Below are 14,467 nucleotides of genomic sequence, written 5' to 3' on the forward strand. Positions count from 1 at the left end.
GCGTCAGGGTGCCGGCGACGTTGACGGAGTCACGGTGCCGGCGGCGCCGTCGACTGTAATGCTGTGGCCCGTGGCGATCCTCGACGTCGCGTCGGGGACCCCCACCACTGCGGGGATCCCGTATTCCCGGGCGACGACGGCGCCGTGGGAGTTGGGGCCGCCCATTTCCATCACGAGGCCGCCGGCCGTCAGGAACAAAGGCGTCCAGCCCGGATCGGTGGACGGCGCCACGAGGATCTCGCCCGGTTCCAGGTGCGCGCCCTGGGGGTCCAGGATCACCCGGGCCCGGGCCGTGATGGTGCCGGCCGAAGCCGGCGTGCCGGAGAGCCGCCCCGCGCCGCCGTCAGAGCCTGCCGGCCCCCTTCCGCCGGCTGTGGTCTGCACCGCCTCGGGCTCGGTGCCGTCCGAGAGCAGCACGCGGGGAATGTGCCGGCGGCCCAGTTCGGCCGCGTAAGCCTCCCGGCGCCGGGCCACGAGCCCCTGCAGCGCGGCGCCGCCGAGCCCCCGGTGCGCGTCAGCCAGGTCGAGGAAGAAGATATCGTCCGCCGCATCGATGGCCCCGGCCGCGGCGAGTTCGGCCCCGACGGCTGCGAGCTGCTGCCGGACGGCGCCGAGCGCTTCCACGAGGTGGTACTTGGGCAGCTCACGCAGCCCGGCGAACATCCGGGTCCGCCGCAGCGCGGCCCGCGCGAGTGCACCGCGAAGGCGGCTGCGCTGCCCCGCCGCTGCCACCAGCCGTGCCACCTGCGCCTCCGCCTCGCGGGCCGCCTTGCCGAACTGCCGGTCCGGGGCGAGCGCAGGATCATCCATGCGCAGATAGTTGGCCAGAACCCCGAGGATGTGGGTCGGGTCATCAGACCAGCGGGGCATGCCGACGTCGATCTCCGCCACGGCGCGGTGGCCGTACCGGCCCAGGAACTCCCGCAGCCCGGATTGCACGACGCCGGGCAGGTCCGCCGCCCGGTAACGCCGGGCTATCTCGGGCAATGCGGCTTCCCCGAACACCGCCGCCGACGCCGGGTCGTTGCGGATGGCAGTAGCCAGCGACCACAGGTCCAGATCCATCTCGGTGGTCACGTTGTTGGGCAGCCCCCGCAGGACTTCCTGCAGCGCCCCGTTCCCGGGGTTCCCGGCGAGTTTTCCGGCCATGGCCAGCAAGGCGAACCCCAGGGCGGGCAGCGGCAGGATCGCGGGAACCACGGCAAAGACATGCTGGCCAAGGATCCGCTCGACGTGGTCCAGACGCTCCGTGGCGGTGGCGCCGGCGGGCACCGCGAGTGCCGCGCGGAGCTGTTCGCCCACACGGTCTGCCCGGCGCAGTGCCGCCTCGGGCCGGAGGAGGCCGCGGATCAAGGTCTCCGGGACCTTCGCCCGCGCCGCCACCGGAGCGACGTGGCGCAGGAGCGGCCCAGGCGATCCTATGGTGACGGAGAATCTGGGATCGTCGAACAGGTTGCGCAGCACGGCCGCGGAGCGCGCCTCCATGATGTCGAATACCCGGGGGACGATTGCGCGTCCGGCCTTGCTCCGGAGAACCGGCGTGAGGTCGAAGAATATGCGCTGTCCGGCTTCCGCATACGGCGCGGGCCCGTCACGGGGCACCGGCACCGGGAAATGCGCCGCCCCCGCGACCGAGGACGCAATCAGCCGGATGCCGGCGAGGCCCATCGGCGTCAGGGGCCGGGTCAGCCCCTGGGCCAGGCTGAAGCACAGATAGACGCGCGGCGCGGGCCCGGACGGCTGTCTCTCCGGCCTCGGATACAGCGTGGTGATGGGCCTGGACTGCGTCAGCCACACGGCACCGTCCCGGCCGATGGCCCATTCGAGGTCCTGCGGCGAGCCGAAGTGCACCTCCGCGCGTCGGCCCAGGAGCTCCAGTGCGGCCAGTTGGGCGTCGTCCAGGCTGGGCGCCAGCCCGGCGTCCGGTTGCGCCACCCGCTCGGTGCCGCCGCCGGGCAGGGGACGAATGATGATTCCCTTGTCCCCGATTCGTCGCTCGAGGATCCGTCCCGTGGTGCCGTCGATTACGAAGTGGTCAGGGTTGACCGCCCCGGACACCACGGCCTCCCCCAGCCCCGGGCTGGCGTCGATGACGGCCTCGTGCCGCCGGCCGGTCACGGGATTGGCTGTGAACAGCACCCCGGCCACGGCCGCGTCCACCATGCGCTGGACCACCACGGCGAGGGACACCGCCGAGGGCTCGATCCCCTGCACCGCGCGGTAGGTCACCGCGCGGTCTGTCCACAGCGAGGCCCAGCACCGGCGGACGGCAGCCAGCACGGCATCCGCGCCCACCACGTTCAGGAAAGTGTCCTGCTGGCCGGCGAAGCTGGCAAACGGCAGGTCTTCGGCGGTCGCGGAGGACCGCACGGCGACCGCCGCGTCGGTGCCCAGCGCCGCGTAGGCGGCGCGCACGGCGGCGTCGATGCCGGCGGGGACATCGGCGTCGAGCACCAGCGCGCGGGCCTTCGCCGCAAGCGCAGCCAGCCCCGCCAGGTCGTCGGGGGCTGTTGCGGCGAGGGCGCGGTGCACGTCCGCCAGCGCCGGGGATGCCGTGGCGTCCAGATACGCAGTGGTGGTCAGGCAGAAGCCGGCGGGCACCGGTAGGCCGGCGCGTGCCAGTTCGCCCAGGTTCGCCGCCTTCCCGCCGACGGTGGCGAGCATGTCCGGGCCAAGGCGTTCAAGGGCCAGGACCGGCCCGCCCTCGGCAGGGTCCGGCGTCCCGGGGTGCTCCATCCGTTAACCGTCCTTCCGACGCCGGGCCCGTCGCCTTCTAGGAGTCGCCGAGCATCGGGCCGAAGCTGGCTCTGTCCGCCAGCCGCGGGTCGTCGCGGTCCGGCACCACCATGACCGGCCCCTTGGCGTGGTGGAGGACGCCGTCGGACGTGGAGCCCAGCAGCATTCCGGTGAATCCGCCGCGCCCTCGGGTGCCGACCACCACGAGCTCCACGTGCCGGCTGGCGTCGACGAGGATGTCGACGGGCGAGCCGTCCACGAGCTGCGTCTCCACCTGCAGGGCGGGGAAGTGGCTCCGCAGCCAGGCCACGCCGGCGTCGAGCTGGACCTTGATGTCGGCGAACAGTGCGTCGCGGTCCATCGGGGTGGGCACCCATGCCAACGAGCCGGTGTACTGCGGCACCGCGCACACCACGCGGAGCCGGGCGGAGAGCCGCTCGGCCTGCGCTGCGGCCTCCAGCACGGCGACGCGGGCCTGCTCGGAACCGTCGACGCCGACGACCACGACGTTCTCCACCGGCTGGCTGCCCGACTTGGCCCGTTCGGCGAGGACGTGCTTGTCGTCTGTGGTTTCGCCCAGGCGGTCCGCGCAGATCAGCGGCACAGTCACGGTGGGGCACTTCGAGTGGGCGGGCAGCGCGCTGCTGACGGAGCCGAGCAGCCGGCCCACGAAGCCACCGCGGCCGCGGGTGCCGAAGACCAGAAGCTCCGCGGTTTCGCTGATTTCCAGCAGCACGCCGGACGCGTCCCCGTTTTCGACGGACGCGTCGACGTCGATGTTGTAGAAGGCGATCTTGTCCATGGCGTGCTTGAGGATGGCTTCGGCGCCCTCGCGGATCACGGAGTCGTCCACCGTGGCGTAGCCGCCGTCGAGCCCGGAAGCGGCGAAGATCGGAACGGAATAGGCGGTCACGATGTGCAGCGGGCGGCGGCGGCGCTCCGCCTCACGGGCCGCCCACACCAAGGCGCAGTGGCTGTGGTCCGAGCCGTCCACTCCCACGACGATTCCGCGGGGCGGCGCCGGCTCGCCACCGGTCTCCCATGCCGGGTCCGGATGCACCTGTTCACGGCCCATAGGGTCCGCCTCCTCGCGATTCTTGCCTGATGTTGCGGCTATTCTGCCAGAAGTACTGCCGCCCGGCGTCCACCGGCGAGGCGACCCGGAATCTGCGTGCAGGAACCCCTGATTTTCCTCACTATTCTCGGTTAATTGCGAACATTCAAGACGGTGGCAAGGCGCCCCCGGCCGCCCGCGGCGGAAGGATTTACGCAGAATTAACACGCCGTTTCCTGACCCGGAAATTCAGGCTTTTGAGACGGTTTCCGCTGGAGCGGGAGCGCGGAAACCGCCGGAATCCGGCACCACAGCCAATGTCCTACCTCCCCTATCCACGGGCGGGAATCTTAGGTATCCTTCGAGGCATTGCTGAACCGAGACTGGTGTTCCAGAAAGCAGCCGCTGGGGCTGTGGAACCAGGCACGGGTTGGCGTCCGGGGTTTCCCCCGCGACTCGCACCATTTCAAGGAGGTACCCTGCAGTGTCGAGCATGCCTTTGTACGGCGGGATTGAGCGGACCACCGCCGTAGTCATCGGGACGGGGCTCTCCGGCCTGGCTGTGGCCAGCGAGCTCCAGCGCCGGGGCGTTGCGTCCATCATTGTGGACGGGCTCGACCTCCTGGGTGCCGGCCATCCGGCCAACACCTCCTCGCTCCAGCGCTGCGACGCGGCGGACGCCGGCAGCCTGAGGGAGCGCAACGAAATCCTGCGGCACCTGCGCAACTACGCCGCAAGCCACAAGCTCGACGTGCGGAACAACATCCGGGCCCTGCAGCTGGACCTCCTGGAGGCCGGCACGGACGGCTCACCCACGGAGAAGTGGGCCGTCCAGACCCCGGGCGGCGTCCTGCTGGCCGACCACCTCGTCCTGACCCGCTGCGCCCACAGCCAGCTGCGCCGCATGCTCTCGGAACTTGGCATGGCAGCCGGGCAGAATCTCATGGCGGCGATGCATGCCCTGGGTATGTACCTCGTGGGGGTGGGCGAGCTCATTACCCCGACGCCCAAGGAAGTCCTGCGCCAGGCCAAAGTGGTGGGACAGGCAATCTCGGCCAAGGTCCACCCGAACGGGATCCCCGCACTGCTGCCCGGCGGCTTTGCCCTGGCCGCCCCCGCCTAGCAGCGCTTTGGCCGCGTTGCCGGAGTTGCATTGGCTTGTTTCAGCCTTCGGTGTCGCCGCCCTCGTCCGGTGTGAGGCGGCGTTTCGCCATCAGGCCCAGGGCCACCAGGATGCCGACCCCGACGGCGACGAAGACCATGACGCTCCAGGGAAACTGCTGCGACCCGGCCGGCGCAGGGGCAGGCGCGGGCGTGGTCCCCGGCTGGGCGGTGCCCATCGTGGGGACTGCGGCAGCCGCCGTCGTGCCTGCCGCAGCCGCCGTCGCTGTGAAGGTGAAGCTGCCCTCGATCGGGTGGCCGTCGGAACTGGCCACCCGCCAGTGCACGGTGTACTGCCCCCTAGGGGCGCCGGACTTCAGCTTCTGCGCAGCGACGTTGTCCACGATTTCCACGGAACCGTCCGACCAGTTGGCGCCGGTGGCATCATTGACCACGATCTGCGACCCCAGGGCGAGCGGATTGTGGTTGAACGTGACCGAGACCTGCTCCGGCGGTGCCGCGACGGTTGCTCCGGCAGCCGGGCTGGTGGACTCCGCGGTATCGTGCGCCGACGCCGGGCTCACTGCTCCCAGCAGGACGGCCACAAGGACGACGGCGCCCAGCAGGGCACTGCGAAGCTGGCGGATACGGCGCATGGGCAGGCTACTCCTAGTGTTGGCTTCCTTACAGACTAGGCGAAAACGCAGGGTTGGCCCTCGGGCGCCAAATAAGATATATGCAACACCCATCACTCCCGGAGGACTAATGCAAGACCTAATGCTCAAGCAGGGCTCGGCACTCGACCGGTATTTCAAAATATCCGAGCGGGGGTCGAACGTCTCGCGCGAGATCCGCGGAGGGTTCGCCACGTTCTTCGCCATGAGCTACATCGTGGTGCTGAATCCGCTGATCCTCTCCGGGCCGGACTCCTCGGGCGCCACGCTGGGCTTCCCCGCCGTCGCCGCCGTCACCGCGTTCGTGGCCGGCATCCTGACCATCCTCATGGGCGCGTGGGCCAAGCATCCCTTCGCCCTGGCCACCGGGCTCGGCGTCAACGCGTTCGTCGCCGTCACGGTGGCCACGAACCCCGGCCTGACCTGGCCGGACATGATGGGCCTGGTGATGCTCTCGGGCATCACCATGCTGATCCTGGTCCTCACCGGCTTCCGGACGGCCGTGTTCAAGGCCGTACCCGAGGGGCTGAAGACCGCGATCGTGGTGGGCATCGGCCTGTTCATCGCCCTGATCGGTCTCGTCAACGCGGGCTTCGTGCGCCGCGTCCCCGATGTCGCCGGCACCACCGTCCCGGTCGGCCTGGGCTTCGACGGCAAGCTCCTGGGCTGGCCGACGTTCGTGTTCGTCTTCGGCCTGATCCTGACCATCGCGCTGGTGGTCCGCAAGGTCAAGGGCGCCATCCTGATCGGCATCGTGGCCTCGACCATCCTGTCCGTGATCCTGGAATCCATCCTGCACATCGGGCCCAGCTTTGACGGCAAGAACCACAACCCGCAGGGCTGGTCCCTCGTGGCACCGCAGTTCTCCGAGTGGGCGGCCCCGGACCTGTCCCTGATCGGCAAGGCCAACCCCTTCGGCGCCTTTGAACACCTCGGCTTCGTCGCGGCGACCCTGCTGGCGTTCGTGATCCTGCTCAGCATCTTCTTCGATGCCATGGGCACGATGGTTGGCCTGGCCACCGAGGCCGGCACCATCGACAAGGACGGCAACATCCCCGACGTCGACCGCGTGCTGCAGGTGGACGCCCTGGGCGCGATCATCGGCGGCGGCGCCTCCGTCTCCTCGAACCAGATCTACGTCGAGTCCGGCGCCGGCATCGGCGAAGGCGCACGCACCGGCCTGGCCTCGGTCGTCACCGGCTTGCTGTTCCTTGTGGCGATGTTCTTCACCCCGCTGATCAACCTCGTGCCGTTCGAGGCCGTGGCCCCCGCCCTCGTGGTGGTCGGCTTCATGATGGTCTCCCAGGTGGGCAAGATCGACTGGCAGGACTGGGGCATCGCGATCCCGGCCTTCCTGACCTTCACCCTCATGCCGTTCACGTACTCGATCGCCAACGGCCTGGGCGCGGGCTTCATCAGCTTCGTGCTGATCCGCCTGTTCGAGGGCCGGGCCCGCGAGGTGCACCCGCTCATGTGGGCCGTGGCGTCCGCGTTCCTGCTCTTCTTCGCGATCGGCCCGATCGAGGCCGTCCTGGGGATCCACTAACGCAGCCCCGCCCGCGGTCACGCCGCCGGGTGGGCCACGCCCACCCGGGCGTGGCCCACCCGGCGCTGCTTAACCGTTGTTAAGCTCAGTTTCCGGGATTCCGGACAGTCCGACGGCGGCCCGGCTGGTTTTCCGGCCCGGGCTGCGGTGAGCTAGGGGCATGGTTTCTCCCGCGCTCCCCGTTGATGTCCCGCCCCAGCCCTGGACCGGCAGGTTCGACGGCGACGGCGACGAGCACCGGCGCTGGTGGCAGGGGGTGACCCCCTACGCTCCCGGCACGGTTCCGGCGGGTGTCCCTGCTGCGCGCCCCGCCGTCATCCTCGGCTTCGGCAGCGACGCCGGGGTGCGGCGCAACAAGGGCCGGACCGGCGCCGCGGCCGCCCCCGCCGCCATCCGGGCCGCGCTCGGCCCGCTCGCGTTCCACCTGACGCGGGCCGTGCACGACGCCGGCGACGTCACCGTGGCCGGGGACGCGCTAGAGGCAGGACAGGCACGCGCCGGGCTCGCGATCACCAGTCTGCTCGACGCCGGCGGGCTTCCCGTGGTGCTCGGCGGCGGGCACGAGACCGCCTTTGCCAGCTATCTCGGCGTGGCCGGGTCGGCGGCCGTGCGCGAGGGCCTGAGCGTCGGCGTGCTGAATCTCGATGCGCACTTCGACCTCCGCGATGAGCCGGTGCCCAGCTCCGGCACGCCGTTCCTCCAGATGGCCCGCGCCGAAGCAGCCGCCGGCCGGGAGCTGCGCTACGCCGTCGTCGGGATTTCCGAGCCGAACAACACCCGGACGCTGTTCCGGACGGCAGACGAGCTCGGCGTGGACTATCTGCTGGACGAGGACTGCTCGGCGGACGCCGCGCACGCGTTTGTGGCAGCCTTCCTGGCACAGGTGGACGCGGTGTACCTGACCATCGACCTGGACGTGCTGCCGGCCTCCGTGGCCCCCGGGGTGAGCGCTCCCGCGGCCTTTGGTGTGCCGCTGCCGGTGATCAGCGCCGTGTGCCGCCAGGTGGCCGCGAGCGGGAAGCTCCTGCATCTGGATATCGCCGAGCTGAACCCGGAGTTCGACATCGACGGCCGCACCGCCAAAGTGGCCGCCCGGCTGGTCAATACGCTGCTGGGATAGGCGGCGGCCCGGACGTCAGGGTCTGTGCGAGCAGGGCCTGGGCGGACCAACGCATCGACGCCACAGCCTGTTCCTGCGTGAGACCGCCGATGTCCGTCAGCCAGACGAGGGCCTCAATCCCGATGGCACTGCGGATGGCCAGCGCTAGCGCCCGGATTTCAGGTCCGGACAGCTTCCCCTGGAGCGGCGCGAGTGCTTCCTCAAGCCAGGCGATCGCGCGCCCCTGCCGCAGCGGCAAGTCCGACTTTCCGCGGTCACGTTCCAGGGACAGCCTGAGCATGGTCCGCTGCTGCGCCTCGGTGGAGAGGATCAGCCGTGTGAACTCCAGCACGACGGCGTCGAGCCGCTCCGCTGGATCCTCGGGGGCATCCGCCGGCAGCAGGGACTGCCGGGCCGTTTCCGGGTGGGCTGCGGCGAGCAATTCCCGCTGGCTCGGGAAGTAGCGGTAGGCCGTGCTCCGGGCAATCCCGGCCGCTGCCGCGGTGCCGTCAACGGTGGGGGCGACCCCGTCCGCGACGGCCTCGCGGGCTGCAGCCAACAGGGCCTCAAAAGTGCGGCGCTTCTGCCCCGTCCGGCCGGCGTCCTGATAGGGGGTTGACATGGATCTCATGGTACTCGAGTCTTGTCATGGGACACGCGTCCCATGTAGTCCTCGGCGAAGGGGCGATCTTATGGAAACGGCCAGCAACCCGGCAGCCATCATCCGCGCGGAAGACCAGGGCGAGCGCCGATGGTTTTTCGGCGGCGGAGTCCACACCTGGAAGGCCAGGGCGGAAGAGACCGCCGGGGCCTTCCTGCTGTTCGAGGACCAGATGTCCGGCGGGAAAATGACACCGCTGCACAGCCACCCCGATTCGGATGAAACCATGTACATCCTGGACGGCGAGATCCTCGTGCATATGGACGGGAGAGAGCACCGGATCGGCCCCGGCGGACTGGCCGTGGCCCCGCGGGGCGTTCCACACGCCTTCATGGTGGTCTCCGACTCCGCCCGGATGCTTTGCCTGCACACCCCCGGATGCTGCGAGGCCTTTTACTGGGACGCGAGCATACCCCTCTCCCCCGGCAACGATGCCGGGGACCCTGCCGGCGAATCCGTCGCGCCGGGCCTGGTTGACTTTGGCAGAGTCCAGGAGTCGGCACGTAAAAACGGCGGGATCGTGCTGCTGGGTCCGCCGCCGTTCACTGGGCACTGAAAGCACCGCGCCCACATCTGGGCCCTGGGCCCCGAAACGCAGAAAGTCCCCGCCGTGGCGGGGACTTTCTGGTGAAAACGCTCAGCCTAGCTGCGGCGGACCTGCACGCCGTCGGACTGCAGGAAAAGCTGCGTCTCGGACGGCCCCGCGGGGACCAGCCAGAGCACATTCCCGCTTACCGAGACCTCTTCGACCTCACCGGCCGCAATGACCTGTGCGTGCTTGACAATTTCGACGCGTTCGCCGACCCGAAGGCCGCTCCAGTCGGAAACCGTAGCTGCGGATGCAAGGCGCCTGGACAGTACCGTGCCGCGTGCTTTCATAGAACCTCTACCCCTTTGTATGTGTTCTTTGCCACAACTTCGTTGGTGTGGACTCTCCATTTGTACTACAGTTCCCGGGCCCCCGCCGTCCGTGTCGCCAAAGATTTCGGGGGCGCCGGGAATTGTTCAGCTGCCCTGCATTTTGTTTCTTCTCAGGCGAGATTTCCGACGGCGGATTCGGCCGCCGCCCGGACCTTGCCCGAGGCCACGAGGACATCCGCCGCTTCGAGCTCCGGTGACAGGAACCTGTCGGTGCCCGGACCGTCGACGACGTCGCGCAGCGCGGCGATCACGGCCGCGCCCGCAGGTCCCGGCGTGAGTTCGCCGCCGGAGAGCTGGGTGCGGATGTCCAGCGCCCGGGCCGAGGTCACCAGTTCGATCGCCAGGACCCGGCGCAGGTTCTCCACCGAGCGGCGGAGCTTGCGGGCCGCGTGCCAGCCCATGGAGACGTGGTCCTCCTGCATCGCCGAGCTCGGGATCGAGTCCACCGACGCCGGGACGGCCAGCCGCTTATTGTCCGAAACCAGGCCGGCCTGCGTGTACTGGGCGATCATGAGGCCCGAGTCGACGCCGGGGTCCGAGGCCAGGAAGGCGGGCAGCCCGTGCGAGCGGGCCGGGTCCAGCATCCGGTCGGTCCGGCGCTCGGCGATGGAGCTCAGGTCCGCGACGGCGATCGCCAGGAAGTCCAGCACGTAGGCCACCGGGGCGCCGTGGAAGTTGCCGTTGGAGCTGACCCGGCCGTCGGGCAGGACCACCGGGTTGTCGATCGCGGCGGCCAGTTCGCGGGAGGCGACCAGGGCGGCATGGTCCACGGTGTCGCGGACGGCGCCGGCCACCTGGGGTGCGCAGCGCAGCGAGTAGGCGTCCTGGACCTTGGTGTCGTTGATCCGGTGCGAGGCCACGATCGGGGAGTTGGACAGCACACGGAGCATGTTGTCCGCGGCGGCGGCCTGGCCCGGGTGCGGGCGCAGCGCCGCGTGCAGCTCCGGCAGGAACACCTGGTCGGTGCCGAGCAGCGCCTCGACGCTGAGCGCGGCGGTGATGTCCGCCGTCGTAAGCAGCTGGCGGATGTCCGCGATGGCCATCAGCAGCATGCCGAGCATGCCCTCGGTGCCGTTGACGAGGGCCAGGCCCTCCTTTTCGGCCAGCGTGACGGGTTCGATGCCGTGCGCGGCGAGGAGCTCGGCGACCGGGCGGGCATCCTTGCTCCCGTACAGTGTGCCGTCGGGGCCGGTCGCCTCGCCTTCGCCCATCAGGACCAGGGCGCAGTGGGACAGCGGCGCGAGGTCGCCCGAGCAGCCAAGGGAGCCGAATTCGCGGACCACCGGGGTGATGCCGGCGTTGAGCACGTCCACCATGGTCTGCAGCACCACCGGGCGGACGCCGGTGCGGCCGGAAGCAAGGGTCTTGGCGCGCAGGAACATGATGCCGCGGACCACTTCGCGTTCCACGGCCGGGCCCATGCCGGCGGCGTGGCTGCGGATCAGGGATTTCTGCAGCTGGGTGCGCAGCTCGTTGGGGATGTGCCGGTTGGCCAGCGCCCCGAAGCCGGTGGAGATCCCGTAGGCCGGGACCTCGCTGTGGGCGAGGTCGTCGATGTGGGCACGGACCTCGGCGACGGCGTCCAGGGCGTCCTGGGCGATGGTGACGTGGGCGTCGTGGCGGGCGACGGCGACGACGTCTTCGGGGGTGACACCACTGGAGCCGAGGGTGACGGTGAGCGGTGAATGCGTGGTGATAGTCATGGTGAAGTCCTACTTCGTTTCGTTCATCGGGATGCGGACGCCGCGTTCCTTGGCGACTTCGACGGCGCGGTCGTAGCCGGCGTCGGCGTGGCGGATGACGCCCATGCCGGGATCGTTGGTCAGGAGGCGCGCGAGCTTTTCCGCGGCGAGGTCGGTGCCGTCGGCAACGGAGACCTGGCCGGCGTGGATGGAGCGGCCGATGCCGACCCCGCCGCCGTGGTGGATGGAAACCCAGGTGGCGCCGGAGGCCGTGTTGAGAAGGGCGTTGAGCAGCGGCCAGTCGGCGATCGCGTCGGAGCCGTCGGCCATGGCCTCGGTCTCGCGGTACGGGGAGGCGACGGAGCCGGAGTCGAGGTGGTCGCGGCCGATCACGATGGGCGCCTTGACCTTGCCCTCCTTGACGAGCTGGTTGAACAGCAGGCCGGCCTTGGCGCGTTCGCCATAGCCGAGCCAGCAGATGCGGGCGGGCAAGCCTTCGAACTCGACCCGTTCGGCGGCGGCATCGAGCCAGCGGTGCAGGTGCTTGTTCTCGGGGAAGAGCTCTTTGATGGCCTTGTCCGTGACTGCGATGTCCTCGGGGTCGCCGGAGAGGGCCACCCAGCGGAACGGGCCGAGGCCCTCGCAGAACAGCGGCCGGATGTAGGCCGGGACGAAGCCGGGGAATTCGAAGGCGCGGTTGTAGCCGCCCTTGCGGGCCTCGTCGCGGATGGAGTTGCCGTAGTCGAAGACCTCGGCGCCGGCGTCCTGGAACTCGACCATCGCCTGGACGTGCTTGGCCATCGAGGCCTGGGCCTTCTTGGTGAAGCCCTCGGGATCTGCCGCGGCCTCGCTGTGCCATTCCTCCACCGTGGTGCCCTCGGGCAGGTAGCTCAGGGGGTCGTGCGCGGAGGTCTGGTCCGTGACGATGTCGACGGTGAGCTCGCCGGCGTTGTGGCGGCGCAGGATCTCGGGGAAGATCTCGGCGGCGTTGCCGACGTAGCCCACGGACCAGCCGCGGCGTTCTTCCTTGGCCTTCAGGACCTTGGCGATCGCGGCGTCGAGATCAGTTTCGACCTCGTCGAGGTAGCGCTTCCCGGCCCGGCGGCGCAGGCGGGTCTCGTCGACGTCGACAATCAGGCAGGCGCCGTCGTTCAGGGTGACGGCGAGCGGCTGGGCGCCGCCCATGCCGCCGCAGCCGCCGGTGAGGGTCAGGGTGCCGGCGAGCGTGCCGTTCTCGTCCCCGGTGAGCTTACGGGCGATCGCGGCGAAGGTCTCGAAGGTGCCCTGCAGGATGCCCTGGGTGCCGATATAGATCCAGGACCCGGCGGTCATCTGGCCGTACATCATCAGGCCCTCGGCCTCGAGCCGGCGGAACTCGGGCCAGTTCGCCCAGTCGCCGACGAGGTTGGAGTTTGCCAGCAGCACGCGCGGTGCCCATTCGTTGGTGCGGAAGACGCCAACCGGCTTGCCGGACTGGACCAGCAGGGTCTCGTCCTTTTCCATGGTTTCCAGGGTGCGGGTGATGGCGTCGAACGCGGCCCAGGACCGGACGGCGCGGCCGGTGCCGCCGTAGACCACCAGGTCATCGGGGCGCTCGGCGACCTCGGGATCGAGGTTGTTCATGAGCATGCGCAGCGGGGCTTCCGTCTGCCAGCTCTTGGCGGTGAGCTCGGTGCCGCGGGCTGCTTTGACCGGGCGGGCACCGGTGGTGAAATCGGCGGGTGCCATGAGGGTCTCCTTTGTCGCTGGATATGTGGCCGGATGATGTCTGTTCGGACTGGTGTCCTGGTGTATCCGGAGGAATGAGGTTCTGTATCAACTAAAGCCCCTTCGCGGCCGCGGAAACAGGCCTGCCGGAGGGGTGCTGTCCGGGATTCCAGACCCTTCCCCTCCCCCGTTGCGCTATCACTTCCGGTTGCCAAAAAGGGCGAATGGGAGCCCTAAGTGACAGCGCAACCGGGGGTGGGGTGGGATGGGGCAACCGGTCAGGCGGGACGGCCGTGGATCCGGACCGAGAGCTCGTTGGCGACCTTCTGGACCCGGGCGGCCAGGACCGGCCACTGATCCGCGGGCAGCTTGTCCTCCAGGAACGTCACGGCGACGGCGGCGGTGGGCCACCCCACGTGGTCGGTCACGGCGGCGGCGATCGAACCGAATCCGGGCGTGACCTCGCCGTGTTCGGTGGCGTAGCCGCGCTGGCGGACCTGGTCCAGATGCGAAGACAGCGCGGAGTACTTCATGATGGGCGATTCGGTTTCGTGCCGGGCCGTGAAGGCGGCAGCGTTCGGGTACAGCGCCCGCACCTGCGACTTCGGCAGCGCGGCGAGGATGGCCCGCCCGCTGGCCGTGAGATGGCTGGGCAGCCGGACGCCGACGTCGGTCACCAGGGACGGCCGGTTCTTGGCCCGCTCCTCCACGATGTAGAGCACGTCGCGGCCGTGCAGCACCGCCAGGTGCGCGCTTTCGCCGATCACGTCCACGAGCGAGGCGAGCATCGGCCGGCCCAGCCGGGACAGCGGCTCCTGCCGGGAGTAGGCCGAGCTGAGTTCGAATGCGCTGATGCCCAGGCCGTAGCGCTGCTCCTCGTGCAGGTGCAGCACGAAGCCGTTCGCCTCCATCACCCCGAGCAGGTGGTAGACGCTGGAGCGCGGCAGTCCCAGCGCGGTGGCAATGTTCGACGCCGCCATCGGCCCGCGCCGGGAGGCCAGCAGCTTGAGGATGCGCAGCGTGTTCTCGGCGGCCGGCACCTTCGACGCCGCCTTGGTTCCGGCGGCCCGGTGGACGGCCTTGGGCGCGGGTGTGTCAGGCGCTGCGGACAAAGTCGCGGCGGACTGCGCCGGAGTCGCGTCGGTCGCAGCCGACAAAGTCTCGGCGGCGGGGCTCACGGCAGTACTGGTGGGTGGCATGGATCCTCTTCAGGGTCGGTGGTGTCCGGTATCCCGTACTTAAGCATGCGCCCGGCGACGGTCAACCGACAGCCTCGCACAGGAACG

Annotated in this window: 12 protein-coding genes; 4 read left to right on the top strand and 8 right to left on the bottom strand. The window is 69.8% G+C overall.

All coding sequences use genetic code 11. The annotated features are described in order from the left end of the window. Positions 1–3: 3 nt before the first annotated feature. Positions 4–2,736: a PEP/pyruvate-binding domain-containing protein gene (locus AC1DBX_RS14510; RefSeq protein ID WP_476932052.1), complete on the bottom strand. Its 2,733-nt coding sequence runs from the start codon at positions 2,734–2,736 to the stop codon at positions 4–6. A gap of 37 nt (positions 2,737–2,773) precedes the next feature. Continuing rightward, positions 2,774–3,811: a universal stress protein gene (locus AC1DBX_RS14515; RefSeq protein ID WP_230009431.1), complete on the bottom strand. Its 1,038-nt coding sequence runs from the start codon at positions 3,809–3,811 to the stop codon at positions 2,774–2,776. A 472-nt stretch (positions 3,812–4,283) separates the two neighbouring features. Between AC1DBX_RS14515 and AC1DBX_RS14520 the strand changes: the two genes are divergently transcribed. Then, on the top strand, positions 4,284–4,913 hold the full coding sequence (locus AC1DBX_RS14520; RefSeq protein WP_476850003.1) for an FAD-binding protein: 630 nt from the start codon (positions 4,284–4,286) through the stop codon (positions 4,911–4,913). A 40-nt stretch (positions 4,914–4,953) separates the two neighbouring features. Here the strand turns inward: AC1DBX_RS14520 and AC1DBX_RS14525 are convergent, their stop codons facing one another. Next, positions 4,954–5,547 carry a copper resistance CopC family protein gene (locus AC1DBX_RS14525; RefSeq protein WP_476856177.1) on the bottom strand — a complete coding sequence of 198 codons (594 nt, stop codon included), beginning with the start codon at positions 5,545–5,547 and terminating at the stop codon, positions 4,954–4,956. A 121-nt stretch (positions 5,548–5,668) separates the two neighbouring features. Here AC1DBX_RS14525 and AC1DBX_RS14530 point away from each other — a divergent pair, with 121 nt between their 5' ends. After that, positions 5,669–7,111, top strand: a complete 1,443-nt coding sequence (locus tag AC1DBX_RS14530; protein WP_223915341.1) for an NCS2 family permease — start codon at positions 5,669–5,671, stop codon at positions 7,109–7,111. A gap of 160 nt (positions 7,112–7,271) precedes the next feature. After that, a complete protein-coding gene (gene hutG / locus AC1DBX_RS14535; RefSeq protein WP_476932053.1) occupies positions 7,272–8,231 on the top strand; it encodes a formimidoylglutamase in 960 nt (319 codons plus the stop codon). Here the strand turns inward: hutG and AC1DBX_RS14540 are convergent. Then, a complete protein-coding gene (locus AC1DBX_RS14540; RefSeq protein ID WP_476849832.1) occupies positions 8,212–8,832 on the bottom strand; it encodes a TetR/AcrR family transcriptional regulator in 621 nt (206 codons plus the stop codon). The genes hutG and AC1DBX_RS14540 overlap by 20 nt on opposite strands. Before the next feature lie 70 nt (positions 8,833–8,902). On the opposite strand from AC1DBX_RS14540, the gene AC1DBX_RS14545 reads away from it, so the two are divergent. Continuing rightward, positions 8,903–9,427, top strand: a complete 525-nt coding sequence (locus AC1DBX_RS14545) for a cupin domain-containing protein (RefSeq protein WP_476856175.1) — start codon at positions 8,903–8,905, stop codon at positions 9,425–9,427. 86 nt (positions 9,428–9,513) lie between these two features. Here the strand turns inward: AC1DBX_RS14545 and AC1DBX_RS14550 are convergent, their stop codons facing one another. The 4 genes from AC1DBX_RS14550 to AC1DBX_RS14565 all read right to left on the bottom strand — a co-directional run bounded on the left by AC1DBX_RS14550 (position 9,514) and on the right by AC1DBX_RS14565 (position 14,380). Continuing rightward, positions 9,514–9,750 (bottom strand): hypothetical protein, encoded by a 237-nt coding sequence (locus AC1DBX_RS14550; RefSeq protein WP_018774814.1) that lies wholly within the window; start codon positions 9,748–9,750, stop codon positions 9,514–9,516. A 152-nt stretch (positions 9,751–9,902) separates the two neighbouring features. Then, positions 9,903–11,495 (bottom strand): histidine ammonia-lyase, encoded by a 1,593-nt coding sequence (gene hutH / locus AC1DBX_RS14555; protein WP_476932054.1) that lies wholly within the window; start codon positions 11,493–11,495, stop codon positions 9,903–9,905. Between the two features lie 9 nt (positions 11,496–11,504). After that, positions 11,505–13,202 (bottom strand): urocanate hydratase, encoded by a 1,698-nt coding sequence (gene hutU / locus AC1DBX_RS14560; RefSeq protein WP_476932055.1) that lies wholly within the window; start codon positions 13,200–13,202, stop codon positions 11,505–11,507. A 257-nt stretch (positions 13,203–13,459) separates the two neighbouring features. After that, on the bottom strand, positions 13,460–14,380 hold the full coding sequence (locus tag AC1DBX_RS14565) for an IclR family transcriptional regulator (RefSeq protein ID WP_476849836.1): 921 nt from the start codon (positions 14,378–14,380) through the stop codon (positions 13,460–13,462). Between the last annotated feature and the right edge of the window lie 87 nt (positions 14,381–14,467).

This window comes from Arthrobacter sp. 10N44_2 (assembly GCF_056394385.1).